The sequence below is a fragment of the Streptomyces sp. NPDC033177 genome (assembly GCF_055577715.1).
Map to the genome: position 1 here is coordinate 55817 of NZ_JBVIPS010000005.1, position 17721 is coordinate 73537.

14 protein-coding genes are annotated in these 17721 nt (G+C 70.1%); 9 read left to right on the top strand and 5 right to left on the bottom strand.

Annotated features, from left to right (window positions below; translation table 11 throughout):
• Positions 1 to 71: 71 nt before the first annotated feature.
• Positions 72 to 1637: a ricin-type beta-trefoil lectin domain protein gene (locus ACZ5U5_RS18325; RefSeq protein WP_469022609.1), complete on the bottom strand. Its 1566-nt coding sequence runs from the start codon at positions 1635 to 1637 to the stop codon at positions 72 to 74.
• A gap of 120 nt (positions 1638 to 1757) precedes the next feature.
• Here ACZ5U5_RS18325 and ACZ5U5_RS18330 point away from each other — a divergent pair, with 120 nt between their 5' ends.
• The 4 genes from ACZ5U5_RS18330 to ACZ5U5_RS18345 all read left to right on the top strand — a co-directional run bounded on the left by ACZ5U5_RS18330 (position 1758) and on the right by ACZ5U5_RS18345 (position 6897).
• Entirely contained in the window at positions 1758 to 3170 is a 1413-nt protein-coding gene (locus ACZ5U5_RS18330) for a class II fumarate hydratase (protein ID WP_469022612.1), read from the top strand.
• A gap of 65 nt (positions 3171 to 3235) precedes the next feature.
• Positions 3236 to 3922 (top strand): cytidylyl-2-hydroxypropylphosphonate hydrolase, encoded by a 687-nt coding sequence (gene fomD, locus ACZ5U5_RS18335; protein ID WP_469022614.1) that lies wholly within the window; start codon positions 3236 to 3238, stop codon positions 3920 to 3922.
• A gap of 127 nt (positions 3923 to 4049) precedes the next feature.
• Positions 4050 to 4742 carry a class I SAM-dependent methyltransferase gene (locus tag ACZ5U5_RS18340; RefSeq protein WP_469022617.1) on the top strand — a complete coding sequence of 231 codons (693 nt, stop codon included), beginning with the start codon at positions 4050 to 4052 and terminating at the stop codon, positions 4740 to 4742.
• Positions 4743 to 4797: 55 nt separating this feature from the next.
• Positions 4798 to 6897: a SpoIIE family protein phosphatase gene (locus ACZ5U5_RS18345; RefSeq protein ID WP_469022620.1), complete on the top strand. Its 2100-nt coding sequence runs from the start codon at positions 4798 to 4800 to the stop codon at positions 6895 to 6897.
• A gap of 70 nt (positions 6898 to 6967) precedes the next feature.
• On the opposite strand, the gene ACZ5U5_RS18350 is transcribed toward ACZ5U5_RS18345, so the two are convergent.
• Positions 6968 to 9232 (bottom strand): transglycosylase domain-containing protein, encoded by a 2265-nt coding sequence (locus ACZ5U5_RS18350; RefSeq protein ID WP_469022623.1) that lies wholly within the window; start codon positions 9230 to 9232, stop codon positions 6968 to 6970.
• 237 nt (positions 9233 to 9469) lie between these two features.
• On the opposite strand from ACZ5U5_RS18350, the gene ACZ5U5_RS18355 reads away from it, so the two are divergent.
• From ACZ5U5_RS18355 to ACZ5U5_RS18365, 3 genes are read left to right on the top strand one after another with little or no spacing between them, the layout of a single operon-like run.
• A complete protein-coding gene (locus tag ACZ5U5_RS18355; protein ID WP_160506940.1) occupies positions 9470 to 9997 on the top strand; it encodes a PadR family transcriptional regulator in 528 nt (175 codons plus the stop codon).
• Entirely contained in the window at positions 9994 to 10680 is a 687-nt protein-coding gene (locus ACZ5U5_RS18360; RefSeq protein WP_469022625.1) for an ABC transporter ATP-binding protein, read from the top strand. Before ACZ5U5_RS18355 ends, ACZ5U5_RS18360 begins: the two co-directional genes overlap by 4 nt.
• Complete coding sequence (locus ACZ5U5_RS18365; protein ID WP_469022627.1) at positions 10677 to 13106, top strand: FtsX-like permease family protein; 2430 nt, start codon at positions 10677 to 10679, stop codon at positions 13104 to 13106. Before ACZ5U5_RS18360 ends, ACZ5U5_RS18365 begins: the two co-directional genes overlap by 4 nt.
• Positions 13107 to 13141: 35 nt before the next feature.
• Here ACZ5U5_RS18365 and ACZ5U5_RS18370 read toward each other — a convergent pair whose 3' ends face one another.
• Positions 13142 to 14080, bottom strand: a complete 939-nt coding sequence (locus tag ACZ5U5_RS18370) for a LysR substrate-binding domain-containing protein (RefSeq protein WP_453687345.1) — start codon at positions 14078 to 14080, stop codon at positions 13142 to 13144.
• A 129-nt stretch (positions 14081 to 14209) separates the two neighbouring features.
• On the opposite strand from ACZ5U5_RS18370, the gene ACZ5U5_RS18375 reads away from it, so the two are divergent.
• Together ACZ5U5_RS18375 and ACZ5U5_RS18380 are read left to right on the top strand one after the other, a co-directional pair.
• Positions 14210 to 14764: a peroxiredoxin gene (locus tag ACZ5U5_RS18375; RefSeq protein WP_469022631.1), complete on the top strand. Its 555-nt coding sequence runs from the start codon at positions 14210 to 14212 to the stop codon at positions 14762 to 14764.
• A gap of 15 nt (positions 14765 to 14779) precedes the next feature.
• Positions 14780 to 15310, top strand: coding sequence for an alkyl hydroperoxide reductase (locus ACZ5U5_RS18380; RefSeq protein WP_365819981.1), 531 nt, complete (start codon positions 14780 to 14782; stop codon positions 15308 to 15310).
• A 180-nt stretch (positions 15311 to 15490) separates the two neighbouring features.
• Here ACZ5U5_RS18380 and ACZ5U5_RS18385 read toward each other — a convergent pair whose 3' ends face one another.
• Positions 15491 to 16858, bottom strand: coding sequence for an AI-2E family transporter (locus tag ACZ5U5_RS18385; RefSeq protein WP_469022633.1), 1368 nt, complete (start codon positions 16856 to 16858; stop codon positions 15491 to 15493).
• Positions 16859 to 16984: 126 nt separating this feature from the next.
• The gene (locus ACZ5U5_RS18390; protein WP_469022634.1) at positions 16985 to 17707 is read right to left on the bottom strand and encodes an aggregation-promoting factor C-terminal-like domain-containing protein; all 723 of its coding nucleotides are present in this window, start codon (positions 17705 to 17707) and stop codon (positions 16985 to 16987) included.
• Positions 17708 to 17721: the final 14 nt, after the last annotated feature.

Below are 17721 nucleotides of genomic sequence, written 5' to 3' on the forward strand. Positions count from 1 at the left end.
GCGGGGAACTGCGCGACCAGCCACGACGCACCCGCGGCGTAGGACGCGCAGTTCCCCGCGAAGGCGGGCTCCTAGGCGAACCGCTGGTTCGCCGCCCCCGTGCACTTCTGGAGCCTGAGCGGCTCCTTGGCTCCCGCGAGGGTCAGGCAGAGCCCGGCGTCGGCGGCCGGCCGAAGCGTCCCCGCCTCGCGCACGAACTTCTGGTTTCCGCCGCCGTGGCAGTTCCAGAGCGTGACCGCGGTGCCTTCCTTGTACGCGCTGTCGGGCACGTCGAGGCAGCGGTCCTGGGTCAGCCCCGTGTGCAGCGACCGCTGCCCGCCGGACCCGCCGTCGTACCACCACGTCTGGTTGCGGTTGCCGGTGCAGTCCCAGCCCTGGACCTTGGTGCCGTTACGGCTCTTGGACGCGTCGACGTCCACGCACGTCCCCGTGCCCGCGTTCCTGAGCGGCTTGTACGCGTCGTCCCAACCGCCCGGATAGAGCTTCGGGCTGCCCGTGCTCGCCGGGTCCGCGCAACCGGCTTCGCTGAGGCCGGAGTCGTAGATCTGCGTCAGGCAGGAGGCGAAGGCGGCGTGGCCGCGGGCGTTGGGGTGGAAGGACTGGCGGACCGAGTTGGAGTCCGGCGGGAAGGGGTTGGAGAGGTCCACGTAGAGACCGCGCGCCCAGGTGTCCTCCATGCAGACCTCATGGCCGTGGAAGAGGCGGGAGTTGTCGAGGTAGGTCGCGCCCGCGGCCTTGACCGCCTTGCGCATGCCGGTCTCGAAGGTGGGGACGGCGTAGTTGCGGCCCCACTCGGTGTCGGAGTCGTAGCCGAGACCGCCGCACGCCAGCTTGCCGGGGAACTTGGGGTTGTCCCGGAAGTCGGGGCCGATCGGGCTCGGATAGCCCATGACGACCAGCTTGTAGTCGTCGCCCGCGTATCCCGCGTCCCTCATGACGGTCTTCAGGTCGCGGACGGACTGCTCGACCTTGGGCACCAGCGCGTCGACCCGCGCCTGCCAGCCCGCCGTGTACTTGCCCGCGCAGGCGCCCTGGCTGAGCAGGAAACGCGTCACGCAGTCGGTCATCACGGGCGCGAACTGAAGGTCGTCGTTGGCGCCGATGACGAGCAGCACCGCCTTGATCTTCGTGTTGCGCGCCTTGACGGCGAGGTTGTCGCTCTGCACGAGCTCGTCGGGGTACTGCTTCTGACCGCCGATCCTGATGTTGACGGTCTGCGCCCCCGAGCAGGCGACGTTGTACGTCTCGTCCGCGGGGATGCCGGTGCGGTGGATCGCGGCGTCCGGGGAGCGGTGGCACCAGTTGTCGGGGCCGTCGGTGCCGGGTTCGTACGTCCCGACGCCCTCCCCCGAGATCTCGCTGTCGCCGAGCGAGATGAGCCCGGTCTTCCGGTCGGCGAGCGGGCGCTCGGCCGGGTCGCCGTAGAGCTCGGTGGCCTCGGCGGCCCGGATCTTCTCCAGGTCCGGCGATAGGGGCGTGGAAGTGGGTGCGACGCTCCCGCGGTCCTTGCCGTCCGCCCGGCCGTCCGCCGCCTGGGCGGGTGTGCCCGCCACGGTGCCGAGCACCGCCGCCATCGCCACGGCCGCCGCGAACATACATCGCGGACTGCCCCGGCGGCCCTGTCTGGTGCGCTTCATTGCGCCTCCCCGGTTGGTGTTACCCACGGTTTTACTGGTGAGTAAGAGCTCGGGGAATACCTAGAACAAGACAAGTGCTCAACTTTTCAGCGAGGTCTGACGGAGAGGTAGGTTCGAGGCATGACCAGCGACGCCAGCGCAAGCGCAAGCGGTGAGTACCGGATCGAACACGACTCCATGGGCGAGGTGCGGGTTCCCGAACACGCCAAGTGGCGGGCGCAGACGCAGCGGGCGGTGGAGAACTTCCCCGTCTCCGGGCAGCGCCTGGAGCGCGCGCACATCGCCGCGCTCGCCCGGGTCAAGGCGGCGGCCGCGAAGGTCAACGCGGATCTCGGGGTGCTCGACAAGGACATCGCCCAGGCGATCGTGGACGCGGCGGGCGAGGTGGTCGAGGGTCGCTGGGACGACCACTTCCCCGTGGACGTCTTCCAGACCGGCTCCGGCACGTCGTCCAACATGAACACCAACGAGGTCCTCGCGACGCTGGCCTCCGAGCGCCTCGGCCGCAGCGTCCACCCGAACGACCACGTGAACGCGTCCCAGTCGTCGAACGACGTCTTCCCCTCCTCGATCCACATCGCGGCCACCGGCGCCGTGACCCAGGACCTGATCCCCGCGCTCGAACATCTGGCGACCGCCCTGGAGCGGAAGTCGGCGGAGTTCGCCGATGTGGTGAAGTCCGGGCGCACGCACCTGATGGACGCCACCCCCGTGACCCTGGGCCAGGAGCTCGGCGGGTACGCCGCCCAGGTGCGCTACGGCGTGGAGCGGCTCAACGCCTCGCTGCCCCGCCTCGCCGAACTGCCGCTCGGCGGCACGGCGGTGGGCACCGGGATCAACACTCCGCCCGGTTTCTCGGCGGCCGTGATCGACGAAGTGGCACGGGCCACGGGGCTTCCGCTCACCGAGGCCAGGGACCACTTCGAGGCCCAGGGCGCGCGCGACGGCATCGTCGAGACCAGCGGGCAGCTGCGGACGATCGGCGTCGGCCTCACGAAGATCGCCAACGACCTGCGCTGGATGGCTTCGGGCCCGCGGACCGGCCTCGCCGAGATCAACCTGCCCGATCTGCAGCCCGGTTCCTCGATCATGCCGGGAAAGGTGAATCCGGTCATCCCGGAAGCGGTGCTCATGGTCGCCGCGCAAGTCACCGGCAATGACGCGACGGTGGCCGCCGCGGGCGCCGCCGGCAACTTCGAGCTGAATGTGATGCTGCCGGTCATCGCCAAGAACGTCCTGGAGTCCGTGCGGCTCCTCGCCAATGTCTCGCGGCTCCTCGCCGACCGTACGGTGGACGGAATCACCGCGAATGCCGAGCGGGCCAGGGAGTACGCCGAGTCCTCGCCCTCCGTGGTCACTCCGCTGAACAAGTACATCGGCTACGAGGAGGCGGCGAAGGTCGCCAAGAAGTCCCTCGCCGAGCGGAAGACCATCCGGGAGGTCGTCCTGGAAGGCGGGTACGTCGAGCGGGGCACGCTCACCCTGACGCAGCTGGACGAGGCCTTGGACGTTCTGCGGATGACGCATCCATAGGCTGTTTTCCTTTACGCCCGGACAAGTTCTGAGAACCTTGTCCGGGCGCCGACTAATATCTGTGCATGACAGACCTCACCACGCCGCCAACGACGAGCAGCGAGACAGCACGCTGGGCCCCCGGCTCCCACGTCCTGTGGCGGTACAAGGAGAACGCCGGGAACGGCATTCACATCTGCCGGCCCGTCACGGTCGTGCGGGACACGGAAGAACTCCTCGCCGTCTGGTTGGCCCCCGGCACCGAATGCGTGAAGCCCGTCATGGCCGACGGGACTTCCGTTCACCAAGAGCCGCTCGCCACCCGCTACACGAAGCCTCGCGCCCTGCGCAGGGACCGCTGGTTCGGCACCGGCGTGCTGAAGCTGGCCCGCCCCGCGGAGCCGTGGTCGGTGTGGCTCTTCTGGGACCCGGGATGGCGGTTCAAGAGCTGGTACGTGAATCTCGAGGAGCCACGGGCCCGTTGGGCCGGAGGCATTGATTCCGAGGATCACTTTCTGGACATCTCCGTGCGGCCGGACCGGACGTGGCAGTGGCACGACGAGGACGAGTTCTCCCAGGCCCAGCGGGCCGGTCTGATGGGCGCCGGAAAGGCACGGGAAGTGCGGGCGGCCGGGCAGGCCGCCATCGAGGTGATCCGCTCCTGGGGGCAGCCCTTTTCGGACAACTGGCCGCACTGGCGCCCCGATCCGGACTGGGCGATTCCAGCCCTTCCGGACGACTGGGACCGCACGCCCGCGCATGTGACGTCATGAGACCCTTGATGCGCCCCCATGGTTCAAACGTAGGATCGTCCTCCGCAAGGGCGCACAGCAGCAACTCAGCAGCAACTCCCTGAGCTTGCGCGTTGCCTGACAGGATGTCATCGAAGGGCGGCAGTACGTGAGCGAGGCGAGCGAGTTCGACGGGTACGGCGGGCCATCCGGCCCGCTGCCCGACCGGACGGGCCAGGCCGAGGCCTTCGACGCCATCGGCAGGCAGTACGACGATGCCTTCCCCCACAAGGACGGGCAGGTGGCCGCGGGCCGCAGGCTCGCCGAGGCGCTGCCCCCCGGGTCCAGGGTGCTCGACGTGGGCTGTGGCACCGGCGTCCCGACCTCCCGGCAACTCGCCGACGCCGGGCACCTCGTCCTCGGCATCGACCTCTCGTCGGGCATGCTCGATCTCGCCAGGAAGAACGTGCCGGCGGACCACGCCGATTTCCGGCAGCTCGACGTGGCGGCGTTGCGCGCCGAAGGCCCGGACGGCGTCGGGACGTTCGACGGGATCGCGGCATTCTTCGCGCTCCTGATGCTGCCGCGCGCCGAAATCCCGTACGCTCTGCGGCTGCTGCACGGACTGCTGCGCCCCGGCGGCCTGCTCGCGCTGTCCATGGTCGAGGCCGACCTGGACGACGCGGGAATTCCGTTCCTGGGGCACACAATCCGGGTATCCGGTTACCTGCGGGAGGAACTGCGGCAGGTCGTGCGTGACGCGGGCTTCGACATCCTCGACGAGGACACGTACTCCTACGCCCCGGCGAGCACCGATGTACCACCCGAGCACCAGCTCTTTATGCACTGCCGACGCGGCTGACCAACGTAGCCACCGGACACCAAGGCGCAGCCCCGGACGGACGGATTCGAAACGCGTGACGGAGCACTCCATCCCCGACGAGGGCCGACAGCCCCGAGCTGCCCGGCCCGCCGCCCCCGCGGACCCCCGCGGGGCACAGGCGCGTGCCCAAAAGGCGCGGAACACCCCGGGCGCGGCCGCTCTCCCCGCACAGGCCCAGGCCCGTACGAGCGACTGCACCGCGAACCCGAGCGACGAGCACTCCCAGCCGTCCGGGCTCCCCGGACAGCAGCCCGGCCCGCACCGACCGCGCCCCGACCAGGGGACCGGGCAGGACGGCGGGCAAGGCGACGCGCACGACGGCGGACACGACAAGCCCGACGGCGTCCCCCCGGGCGCCCCCGGCGGTGAGGAGCGGCGTACGGGACAGCCACGGCCCGCGGGCTCCGGCCCCGCGGCGATGCGGCGTGACGGCGACCGGCTGCGCTTCGTGGGCGCCGCGACCCGGCGCATCGCCCGCGGCATCGACCTGGACGAGATCGTCATGGGCCTGTGCCGGGCCACGGTGCCGACGTTCTCCGACGCGATACTGGTCTATCTGCGCGACCCGCTGCCGGTCGGCGAGGAGCGGCCCAGCGGTGCGCTCATCCTGCGGCTGCGCCGCACCGACCGGCTGCGCTCGATCGAGGAAGGCGCGGAGGACCCCGACACCGAGGGCGGCAGCCCCCTGCCCGCCCTCCAGGTGCAGACCGACCTGGTGAACACCGCCGAGCTGTGCGAGGTGCGCCCCGGCGGCGCCCTCGCCGAGGTTCTGCGTGGTGTGCGCCCGGTCTTCGCCGACGCCCCCGCGGCCCGCGCCGCCCTGCCCGAACTGCTCGGCGAGGGACGGACGGTGCCCTCGGGCCAGCGGACGATCCTCGCGCCGCTGCGGGGCAGACGCCGGGTGATCGGCGCAGCGGTGTTCCTGCGCCGCCCCGACCGGCCCGCGTTCGAGAACGACGACCTGCTCGTCGCCGCCCAACTGGCCACGCACAGCGCGCTCGGCATCGACAAGGCGGTGCTGTACGGCCGCGAGGCGTACATCGCCGACGAGCTGCAGCGCACGATGCTGCCCGAGACCCTGCCGCGCCCGACCGGCGTCCGCCTCGCGTCCCGCTATCTCCCGGCCGCCGAGACGGCCCGGGTCGGCGGCGACTGGTACGACGCGATTCCGCTGCCCGGCAGCCGGGTCGCGCTCGTCGTGGGCGATGTCATGGGGCACTCCATGACATCGGCGGCGATCATGGGCCAGCTGCGGACGACCGCACAGACCCTGGCCGGGCTCGACCTGCCGCCCCAGGAGGTCCTGCACCACCTGGACGAGCAGGCCCAGCGGCTCGGCTCGGACCGCATGGCGACCTGCCTCTACGCGGTCTACGACCCGGTCGCGCACCGCATCACCATCGCCAACGCCGGTCATCCGCCGCCCGTCCTGCTGCACCTGGGCGGTCGCGCGGAGGTCCTGCGGGTCCCGCCGGGCGCCCCCATCGGCGTGGGCGGCGTCGACTTCGAGGCCGTGGAGCTGGACGCGCCCGCGGGCGCCACGCTGCTGCTCTACACGGACGGTCTCGTCGAGTCCCGGCTGCGTGACGTGTGGACGGGCATAGAGCAGCTGCGCGAACGCCTCGCAGCCACCGCCCAGTTGACGGGCCCTGACCATCCGCCGCCCCTTGAGGCCCTGTGCGACGACGTGCTCGACATGCTCGGCCCCGGCGACCGGGACGACGACATCGCGCTGCTCGCCGCCCGCTTCGACGGCATCGCGCCGAGCGACGTCGCGTACTGGTTCCTGGAGCCGGAGGACGCCACGCCCGCCCGCGCCCGGCGCCTGGCCCGCAGCGCCCTGGAGCGCTGGGGCCTCGAAGAGCTGACCGATTCCCTGGAGTTGCTTGTCAGCGAGGTCGTGACGAACGCCGTGCGGTACGCGTCGCGCCCCGTGACGCTGCGCCTGTTGCGTACGGACGTGCTGCGCTGCGAGGTCGGCGACGACGTGCCGCAGCTGCCGAGGTTGCGGCAGGCGCGGGCCACGGATGAGGGCGGTCGGGGGCTCTACCTGGTCAACCGCCTTGCCCGGCGGTGGGGTGCGACCCGGCTCAGCACCGGGAAGGTGGTGTGGTTCGAGCTGAACCACAGCTGAGCGCGGAGCAGTTCACGGCGAAGGCCCCGGAAGCGTGTGCTTCCGGGGCCTTCGCCGTGCCAGGTGTCCCTCAGTCCCTGCCGGGCCGTCCGTTCGGGTTCTCCGGGATCTCGATGGAGTCCGTCGGGTCCGGCTCCTCCGGGTCCCCCGTCGGCGACCCCGTGGTCGGGTCGTCCGTCGGCGGCTCGGTCGTCGGGGTCTCGGTCGGCTTGTCCGTCGTCGGGTCGTCCGTCGGCGGCTTCGTCGTCGGGTCCTCGGTCTCCGAGGGCTCCTCCGTCGGCTCCTTGGGGGCCTGCGTGGTCGGCTCCGGGGGCGGCGCGACGGCCGCGCCCATGGAGGTGTCCAGGTTGAACTCGCTGGGTGAGCCCATCGCGTCGAAGGTGTACGCCGCCCAGATCTGCGCCGGGAAGCTGCCGCCGTCAACGCGCGGCAGACCGCCCGCGCCCTTCATGGAGACCTGCTTGCTCTCCTCGGCCGTGCCGGCCGCGCCCTCGCCGAACAGGCCGACGGAGGTGACCAGCTTCGGCGTGTAACCGGTGAACCAGGCCGACTTGTTGTCGTCGGACGTACCGGTCTTGCCCGCCACGTCCTGCACGGGGCTGCGCACCGCGCGGCCCGTTCCGTCGTCGACCACGCCGGTCAGGACCGAGGTGAGCGAGTCGGCGGTGCCGCGCTCGACGACCTGCTCGCCGATCGGGTCCGGCAGCTCGATCGAGCGGTCCTTGTGCTCGACGGAGGCCACGATCTGTGGCGTGACCTTCTTGCCGTGGTTGTCGAGCGTCGCGTAGACGCCCGCCATCTCCAGCGGGCTCGCGCCCATGGTGCCCAGGGTCTGGGCGGGCACGGCGGGCAGATCCTCGACGTCCATGCCGAGCTTGCCCGCGGTCTCCAGGACGTCGTCCATGCCGACGTCCACGCCCATCTGCGCGAAGACGGAGTTGATGGACTTGTTCATCGCCTTCTGGACGGTGACCTGGCCGTAGCTCTTGTCGTCCTCGTTCGGCGGCGCGAAGGCGACGTCGCTGCCCTTGACCGGGCGCTCGCTGGTGCCGTCGTAGACCGTGCTCGCCGTGATCGGCTGGCCGGACTGCGTCGTGGCGCCGTTCTCCAGGGCCGCGGCGAGGATCAGCGGCTTGAAGGTGGAGGCCGGCTGGTAGTCACGCCGGGTGGCGTTGTTCGTGTAGTGCTTGACGTAGTCCTCGCCGCCGTACATGGCGAGGACCTTGCCGGTCTTGGGGTCGACGGACGCGGCGCCCGCCTGCACCCGGGCGTCGGCCTTGCGCTTGTCGGGGTCGAGCTGCTTGTTCAGCTTCTTGTCGACGGCCTTCTCGAGCTGCTGCTGCTTCTTCTTGTCGATGTTGAGCGTGATCGTGTAGCCGCCCGCGTCGAACTGCTCCTCGCTGAGGTGACCGGCCTTCATGACCTCGGCCTTGGCCTCCTTCACGAGATAACCGGTCTGGCCCTCCAGGCCGGGCGCCGCCTTGGGAGCCTCCGGCTTGTCGAACGTCAGGCCCTCGCGCTCGCTCGCCGACAGCCAGTTCTCCTCGACCATGTTGTCGAGCACGTAGTTCCAGCGGGCCTTGACCAGCTTCTTGCTGGCGGGCGTGGCGGAGGTGTAGTCGTACTGGCTCGGGGCCTGGAGGAGGGCTGCGAGGTAGGCGCCCTGCGTGACGTTCAGCTTCTCGGCGTCGATGCCGTAGTACGCCTGGGCGGCGGCCTGGATGCCGTAGGCGCCGCGGCCGTAGTAGCTGGTGTTGATGTACCCGGCGAGGATCTTGTCCTTGCTGCTGTTCTGGTCCACCTTCAGCGAGATGACCAGCTCCCTGAACTTACGGGTCACCGTCTGGTCCTGCGTCAGGTAGTAGTTCTTGACGTACTGCTGGGTGATCGTCGAGCCGCCCTGCTTGCCCTTGCCGGTGACGGTGTTGATCAGGCCGCGGGCCGTGCCCTTGAAGTCGACGCCCTTGTCCTTGTAGAAGGACTTGTTCTCGGCGGCCACGAACGTGCGCTGGACCTTCTTGGGCACCTTGGCCAGGTCGACGACCTCGCGGTTCAGCTCGCCGGTCCTGGCGATGACATCGCCGTTCTTGTACTTGTAGACGTTGCTCTGGAGCTTGGCCGCGGCGTTGCCCTCGGGCACGTCGACCATCATGTAGAGGACGACGAAGCCGAGCATGCCGAGCAGGCAGAGCCCGAAGAACGTCCCGAGTATCTTCTTCAGCGTGAAGAAGCGGCGTATGCCCGTGCGCTTGGGTTTGCCGCCGCCGGCAGGGCGTACGCGCGCTGCCCGGCGCGCACCGCGCTGCCGCGCCTGTCGCTCTTCCGCTCGGCCCATGGCTCTGAGTGCTCCGCTTCCGTCTAGTCCTCATGCGTACGTCGAGTCAGCTCATGAAGCTAACACCGCACCCTGGGACAAACTCCTGCCGATCCGGTCTTTTCCGGACGTGACAATGAGCACCTGCCCTTGTGTACCGACGAACACGAGCCTCAGAAGGTTGCCCGAACCTCGAACCTGTGAGCTCCCCGTGACAGCTATACATGCCACGTATACACACCGTGTAGAGTGCTCCGCATGTCCATCGGTCACACCCTCCTCGGCCTCCTTGAGTCGGGCCCGCGCCACGGCTACGACCTCAAGCGCACCTTCGACGAGAAGTTCGGGCACGACAAACCCCTGCACTACGGGCAGGTCTACTCGACCATGTCCCGCCTCCTGAAGAACGGCCTCGTCGAGGTCGACGGCATAGAGGCGGGCGGCGGTCCCGAGCGCAAGCGGTACGCGATCACCGAGGCCGGCATCACCGATGTCGAGCGCTGGCTCGCCACCCCCGAGAAGCCCGAGCCCTACCTCCAGTCGACCCTCTACACGAAGGTCGTCCTCGCACTCCTCACCGAGCGCGACGCCTCGGAGATGCTCGACGCCCAGCGCGCCGAACACCTGCGCCTGATGCGCATACTCACCGACCGCAAACGCAAGGGCGACCTCGCCGACCAGCTGATCTGCGACCACGCCCTCTTCCACCTCGAAGCCGATCTGCGCTGGCTGGAACTCGCCGCCGCGCGCCTCGGCAAGCTCGCCCAGGAGGTCCGCTCCGCATGACCCCCGCCGGTTCCCTTCTCACCGCCTCCGGGCTCCGCAAGGCGTACGGTCCGACCACCGCGCTCGACGACGCCGAGTTCTCCATCCACCCCGGCGAGGTCGTCGCCGTGATGGGACCCTCCGGCTCAGGCAAGTCCACGCTCCTGCACTGCCTCGCGGGGATCGTCAAGCCCGACGCCGGCTCCATCACCTACAACGGCCGTGAGCTCACCGGCCTGCCGGACGCCACGCTGAGCGCCCTGCGCCGCAGCGAGTTCGGCTTCGTCTTCCAGTTCGGGCAGCTCGTCCCCGAGCTGACGTGCGTGGAGAACGTCGCGCTTCCGCTGCGGCTCAACGGCGCCAGGCGCAAGGACGCCGAGGCGACCGCCCGTACCTGGCTGGAGCGCCTGGAGGTCGAGGACGTCGCCGCCAAGCGGCCCGGCGAGGTCTCCGGCGGGCAGGGCCAGCGCGTCGCCGTGGCCCGCGCGCTCGCCACGAGCCCGCGCGTGCTCTTCGCCGACGAACCCACCGGCGCCCTGGACTCCCTCAACGGCGAGCGCGTCATGGAGCTGCTCACCGACGCCGCCCGCTCGACGAACGCCGCCGTGGTCCTGGTCACGCACGAGACGCGGGTCGCCGCCTACTCCGACCGCGAGATCGTCGTACGCGACGGCAGGTCACGGGACATGGAGCGCGCGATATGAGTCTCGACGCGCGCACCAGGGCCGAGACGGCGCCCCGGCCGCCGCTCGCCGACGCCACCGCGGCTGTGTCCAAGGGGGGACCCCGCGCCTTCGTCCGCGACCTCGCCATGGGCATCCGCTTCGCCGTCGGCGGCGGCCGTGAGGGCTGGACCCGCACCCTCCTGACGGCGGTCGGCGTCGGCCTCGGCGTGGCCCTGCTGCTCGGCGCCGCGTCCGTGCCCACGCTGCTCCAGCACCGCGAGGACCGCTCGGTGGCCCGCTCGGCGGAGGACCAGTTCTCGGGCAAGAAGGTCGAGCGGTCGGACTCCACGGTCCTCCAGCGCGACGTCCCCACCGACTTCCGCGACGCGACGGTGAGCGGCCGCGTGCTGCGCGCCGACGGCGCCCACCCGGCCCTGCCGCCCGGCCTCACGAAGATCCCGGCGGACGGCGAGATGGTCGCCTCACCCGCCCTGCGTGAACTCCTGGACAGCTCCGAGGGCGCCCTCCTGAAGGAGCGCTTCGGCGAGTACCGGGTCACGGGCACCATCGGCGACGCGGGCCTGACCAACCCCAGGGAGCTCTACTACTACGCGGGCTCCGACGCCCTCACCCCGGCCAGGGGCGGCCACCGCGTGGCCGACTTCGGCTTCAAGGAGCCCGCGGAACCCCTGGACCCGATGCTGATCGTCCTCGTGGTCCTGATCTGCGTGGTCCTGCTCACCCCGGTGATCATCTTCATCGGTACGGCGGTCCGCTTCGGCGGTGACCGGCGCGACCGGCGTCTTGCCGCGCTGCGTCTGGTCGGCGCCGACGCCCACAGCGTGCGGCGGATCGCGGCGGGCGAGGCCCTGTGCGGCGCGCTGCTCGGCCTTGCGCTCGGCGGTCTGTTCTTCCTGGGCGTGCGCGAGGTGATCGGCACCCTCGACGGGTGGAAGATCAGCGCCTTCCCCTCCGACGTGGTGCCGGTGCCCGGCCTCGCCGTCCTCATCCTGCTCGCCGTGCCGGTCACCTCCGTCCTGGTGACGCTGATCTCGCTGCGGGCCGTCTCCATCGAGCCGCTGGGCGTCGTGCGGAGCACCAAGCCGCGCAAACGCCGCGTGTGGTGGCGCGTCGTGATGCCGCTCGTCGGTCTCGGCATCCTGCTCGCAGCGGGCCGGGTCGGCGGTGACTACGCCCCGCCGGTCTTCGCCATCGGCGCCGGCGCGACGCTCACCCTGGTGGGCCTTGCGGTGCTGCTGCCCTGGCTCGTCGAGACCAGCGTGGCGCGGCTGCGCGGCGGCGGACCCGTGCCCTGGCAACTCGCCACCCGAAGGCTCCAGTTGAGCAGCGGTACGGCGGCGCGAGCGGTCAGCGGCATCACGGTCGCGGTGGCGGGCGCCATCGCCCTGCAGATGCTGTTCGTCGCGATGCACGACGACTTCAACACGACGACGGACAGCGACCCCGGCCGGGCCAAGATCTCGGTCCGCGCGGACGTCGGCGACGGTGCCCTCGCAGGGCGGATGATCGAGAAGTTCCGCGCCACCAAGGGCGTCAAGAACGTCATCGCCACGACCACCTCGTACGTCGTACGGCCGGGCAAGCTGGAGAGCGGCGAGGACTTCCGGCCCCTGACGGAGCTGACGGTCGGCACCTGCGCGAACCTGCGCGAGCTGGCCCGCATCGGCTCGTGCCGGGACGGCGACACCTTCGTCGTGCACACCGGCAACAAGAGGCTGAACGCGTGGGTCGACAAGTCGGCCCGCCCCGGCAAGCCCATCGACCTGAGCGTCGACAGCTGGGACGACCCCGGCAAGCGGCACATCCCCTGGACGCTGCCCGCCGACTCCCGCACGGTCAAGGCCCGCCCCGACCCGGGCGGCGACCTGCACGACGGCATCTACGCGACGCCCGGCGCGATCGACATGTCCAAGATGAAGGACGCCTCGACGACGGCGATGATCCAGGTGGACCCGAAGTCCCCGGACGCCGAGGAGTACATCCGCAACACCGCGGCCCACGTCGACCCGTTCCTCCAGGTGATGACGCTGCGGGCGGTCGAACGCGACAAGCAGTACGCCACCATCCAGACCGGCCTGCAGATCGGCGCGATGGCCACGATGGCGCTGATCGCCGCGTCCATGCTCGTCTCGATGATCGAGCAACTGCGGGAGCGCAAGCGCCTCCTCGCCGCCCTCACCGCGTTCGGCACCCGCCGCGCGTCGATGGCGTGGTCGATCCTCTGGCAGACCGCGATCCCGGTCGCGATCGGCCTGGCGCTCGCCGTGGCGGGCGGGCTCGGCCTCGGCTGGGTCATGGTCCGCATGATCCAGAAGTCGGTCACCGACTGGTGGCTCTTCGCTCCCCTGACGGTCGCGGGAGCCGCACTCGTCGCCGTGGTGACGCTGCTCAGCCTGCCGCCGCTGTGGCGCATGATGCGCCCGGACGGCCTGCGTACGGAGTAACTCGCCCGCCAGGGCGGTACGTTGCCGGTGCGGGGTCACACCACCCGCACCGGCAACGGCTTCACGGCCCCCCGCATCGCGGCGGCCAGCGCCTCGTACTCCGCGGCCCGCGCGGCCCCCGTACGCATCGCGAGGGCGATCCGCCGGGTCGGCGCCGGGTCCGCGAAGTACCCGGTGAGCAGTTGATTGCTGCGGCTGGTCTCGACGCGGACGGCGGTGCGCGGGAGCAGCGTCACACCGAGCCCGCCGGCCACCAGCTGTACGAGGGTGGAGAGCCCTGCGGCCGTCGTGGTCACCGGGGCGTCCGCGCGCCCGGCCTCCCGGCAGATGTCCAGGGCCTGGTCGCGCAGGCAGTGCCCCTCGTCGAGCAGCAGCAGGTTCAGCTCGCGCAGGGCTTCGCGCGGGATTCCCTCGCGGCCGCCGAGCCAGTGGTCCAGCGGCGTGACGAGCACGAAGTCCTCGTCGAACAGAGGGAGTTCGGTGACGCCGGGCACGCCGAGCGGAACGGCGAGAAGCAGCAGGTCGAGCCGTCCGGCACCGAGCCCCTCGATCAGCGAGGAGGTCTGCTCCTCGTGCACCTGAAGGTCCAGATCCGGGTACTTCTCGTGGACGAGCCCGATGAGCGTGGGCAGCAGGTACGGCGCCACGGTCGGGATCACGCCGAGCCGCAGCGCCCCGGTGAACGGCGCGCGCACCGCGTCGGCCTCCTCCATCAGCGCCCCGACCTCTTCGAGCACGGCCCTGGCCCGCACCGCCAGGCGCTCACCGGCCGACGAGAGCAGCACCTTGCGCGTCGTACGCTCCAGCAGGGTGACACCGAGTGTCTCCTCCAGGGCGGACACGGCGCCGGAGAGCGCGGGCTGGCTCATCCCTATTGCTACCGCCGCGTCCCTGAAGTGCAGATGTTCGGCCACGGCCGCGAAGGCGCGCAGCTGCGCCAGGCTGGGCTGCTTGCCCCTATTTATGGCTCGCACTGATAGTCACCTCCGATCAACAGAACAGAGTGTAGCTATTTCCCGAATCAATGCACTCTGTGCCACGATCGACAGCAGTCCAACCCCCTGGAGCCCCTTACCCGGGTTCCGATGCTGCAAGGAGAGTCCGTGCTCACTGTCGGTGACAAGTTCCCCCAGTTCGATCTGACCGCCTGCGTCTCCCTGGAGAAGGGCGCCGAGTTCAAGCAGATCGACCACAAGACCTACGAGGGCAAGTGGAAGATCGTCTTCGCGTGGCCCAAGGACTTCACCTTCGTGTGCCCGACCGAGATCGCCGCCTTCGGCAAGCTGAACGACGAGTTCGCTGACCGCGACGCCCAGATCCTCGGCTTCTCCGGTGACTCCGAGTTCGTGCACCACGCCTGGCGCAAGGACCACCCGGACCTGACGGACCTGCCCTTCCCGATGATGGCCGACTCGAAGCACGAGCTCATGCGTGACCTCGGCATCGAGGGCGAGGACGGCTTCGCGCAGCGCGCCGTCTTCATCGTCGACCAGAACAACGAGATCCAGTTCACGATGGTGACCGCCGGTTCCGTGGGCCGTAACCCCAAGGAGGTCCTCCGGGTCCTCGACGCGCTCCAGACGGACGAGCTGTGCCCGTGCAACTGGACCTCCGGCGACGAGACCCTGGACCCGGTCGCGCTGCTCTCGGGCGAGTGAACGGAAGGTACTGACATGGCACTCGACGAACTGAAGTCCGCCGTACCGGACTACGCCAAGGACCTGAAGCTGAACCTCGGCTCGGTCATCGGCAACTCGGACCTGCCGCAGCAGCAGCTGTGGGGCACGGTGCTCGCCTGCGCGATCGCCTCCCGCTCCCCCAAGGTGCTGCGCGAGCTGGAGCCCGAGGCGAAGGCGAACCTCTCCCCCGAGGCGTACACCGCCGCCAAGTCGGCCGCGGCCGTCATGGCGATGAACAACGTCTTCTACCGCACGCGCCACCTCCTTTCGGACCCGGAGTACGGGACGATGCGGGCCGGCCTGCGGATGAACGTCATCGGTAACCCGGGCGTGGAGAAGGTCGACTTCGAGCTGTGGTCGCTCGCGGTCTCCGCGATCAACGGCTGCGGCCAGTGCCTCGACTCGCACGAGCAGGTGCTGCGCAAGGCCGGCGTGGACCGCGAGACGATCCAGGAAGCCTTCAAGATCGCCGCCGTGATCCAGGCGGTCGGCGTGACGCTGGACTCCGAGGGATTCCTGGCGTAGTCGCCTCGAGCCCAACTGAGCGGCCCCGCCCAGCTTCTGCTGGGCGGGGCCGTTCTGGGATGTCAGCCCGTCCGGCGTTTGAGGACGAACTCGGCGGAGCCGGTGATGACGGCAACCGTGGCCCCCGCGCCCAGTGGGTTTGTGGGAAGGGGCGGGGTCGGGGAAAGAAACGCCTGTGGTCTACGAACCCGCACCCGGCGACGGGGCGCGAGGTGGATCGACTGGGGCGACATCCACCGCCGTGGCCCCCCGCGGCTGCGGCGCCTGCTTCAAGGCGGCCTCGCGGGAGTACGCCCGCAGATAACCCACCACCGTGTTGGTGACGGCAACCAGCGGCACCGCGACGACCGCCCCGCCGATCCCGGCGACAAGACCGCCCGCGGCCACCGAAAGGACCACCGCGAGCGGATGCACCCGTACGGCACGGCCGAGGATGAACGGCTGCAGGATGTGCCCCTCGATCTGCTGCACGGCCAGGACCACGACCAGCGTCATCACACCGGTGAAGACGCCCTGGGTCACCAGTCCCACCACCACGGCGAGCGCGCCCGAGATGACCGCGCCCACCAGCGGGATGAACGCGAACAGGAAGATGAAGACGGCCAGCGGCACCGCCATCGGCACCCCGAGGAAGTAGATCCCGAGCCCGATGAAGATCGCGTCGATCAGAGCCACTATCACCGTGCCGCGCACATAGGCCGTCAGCGTGCGCCAGGCACGCGGCCCCGCGCCCGCGATGCCGGGCCGCGCGGGCGCCGGGACCAGCTTCAGGACCCACTGCCAGATGCGCTTGCCGTCGTACAGCAGGAACAGCGTCGAGAACATCGCGAGCAGGATGCCCGTCATGGCCTCCACGATGACGGTGACGCCTTCGAGGCCCGCCGACGTCAGTTCCTCCGTGTTCGCCCCGACCGCCTCGCGCAGGCTCTTGGCGATGTCGTTGATCTGGTCCTCGGTGACGTGGAACGGGCTGGTGAGCAGCCAGTTGCGCAGATCGTCGATGCCGTCCTGGACCTGACTGGAGAGCGTGTCCGCGTTGTCCATGACCTGCCAGACCACGAACCAGCCGACCAGGCCAATGATGACGAAGCCGAGCACGGCCGTCACGACCGTCGCGAGCCCCCGCGGCAGACCGAGCCGCCTGAGCCGGGCCACCGTCGGCTGGAGCATCGCGGTGATGAGCAGCGCCGCGATGAAGGCGAAGACGACGAGCTGCACGGCGCTGATCACCTTCATCAGCACCCAGAGCGTGCCCGCGAGCACGAGAAGACGCCAGCCGGCCTCGGCCGCGACCCGCATCCCCCACGGAACCGACGCGACGGGGTCGGGCCGTGCCGCGACGTCCGGGGCGTACGAGGGCGGGGCGGGCACGACCTGCTCCTCCGCGGACGCGTCGCCCTCGGCGGCGGCAGTCTCGTCGTCGTAGGACCGCCGCGAGGTCCTGATGCCGTCCTCAGGGTCGGAGTCGGGCTCGTCGCGCCCCATCCGCTCCCCCATCTGAGACAGCCCGGCACCTAGCCTGCCGATCCACCCTGGCACTCGCGACATGATCCGTCCTCTTCCCCCGTCTTGCCCCACCACTCCCTCCTGGAAGTTGTCGGGATGACCGTACACGGCTGAGACCCCCCACCGAAGGACGGTGAGGGGCCTCAGAAAGGTTGAGCGATACGCGGCTCAGTACCAGTTGTTCGCCTGCCAGAAGTCCCATGCTCCACACGGGCTTCCGTAGCGGTCGTTCATGTAGCCGAGGCCCCACTTGATCTGCGTGGCGGGGTTCGTCTGCCAGTCGGCACCGGCCGAGGACATCTTGGAACCGGGCAGCGCCTGGACGAGGCCGTAGGCACCCGAGGAGGGGTTACTGGCCTTGTAGTTCCAGGTGGACTCGTGGTTGACGATGTTGCTGAAGCACTGGAACTGGTCACCGGGGACCATCTGCCGTGCCATCGCCTGGACCTGCGAGACGGAGTACGAGGACTGCGGGGCGAAGTCCGAGGCGTCGCGCGCGGAAGAACGGCTGGCCTTGACCTCCGCCTTCTCCTCGCGCTCCTTCTTGGCGGCCGCCTTCTCGGCGGCCTCCGCCTTCTCGGCGGCCTTCTGCTTCGCGATCGCCGACTCGGCGGCCTTCTTGCGGGCCGCTTCTGCCGCGGACTTCTTCGCGGCCGTGTCCGCAGCCATGGCCTGTGCGTCGGCCTGCTGCGTCAGGGACGCGGTCTGCACCTGGGCCTGCTGACCCGCGGGGATGTCTGCGAGGAGAGTCGCGTCGCTTGCCGTCGCCTCGAAGTCGTTGTCATTCGAGGCGCCCGGGGTGCTGCCCGAGGCGACACCGACGACAGCGCCAACAGTGGTGACCGCGGTGGCGGATGCCACGGCGAATCCCCGGACCGAAATCCGGCTCACACGGTTTCCTTCCA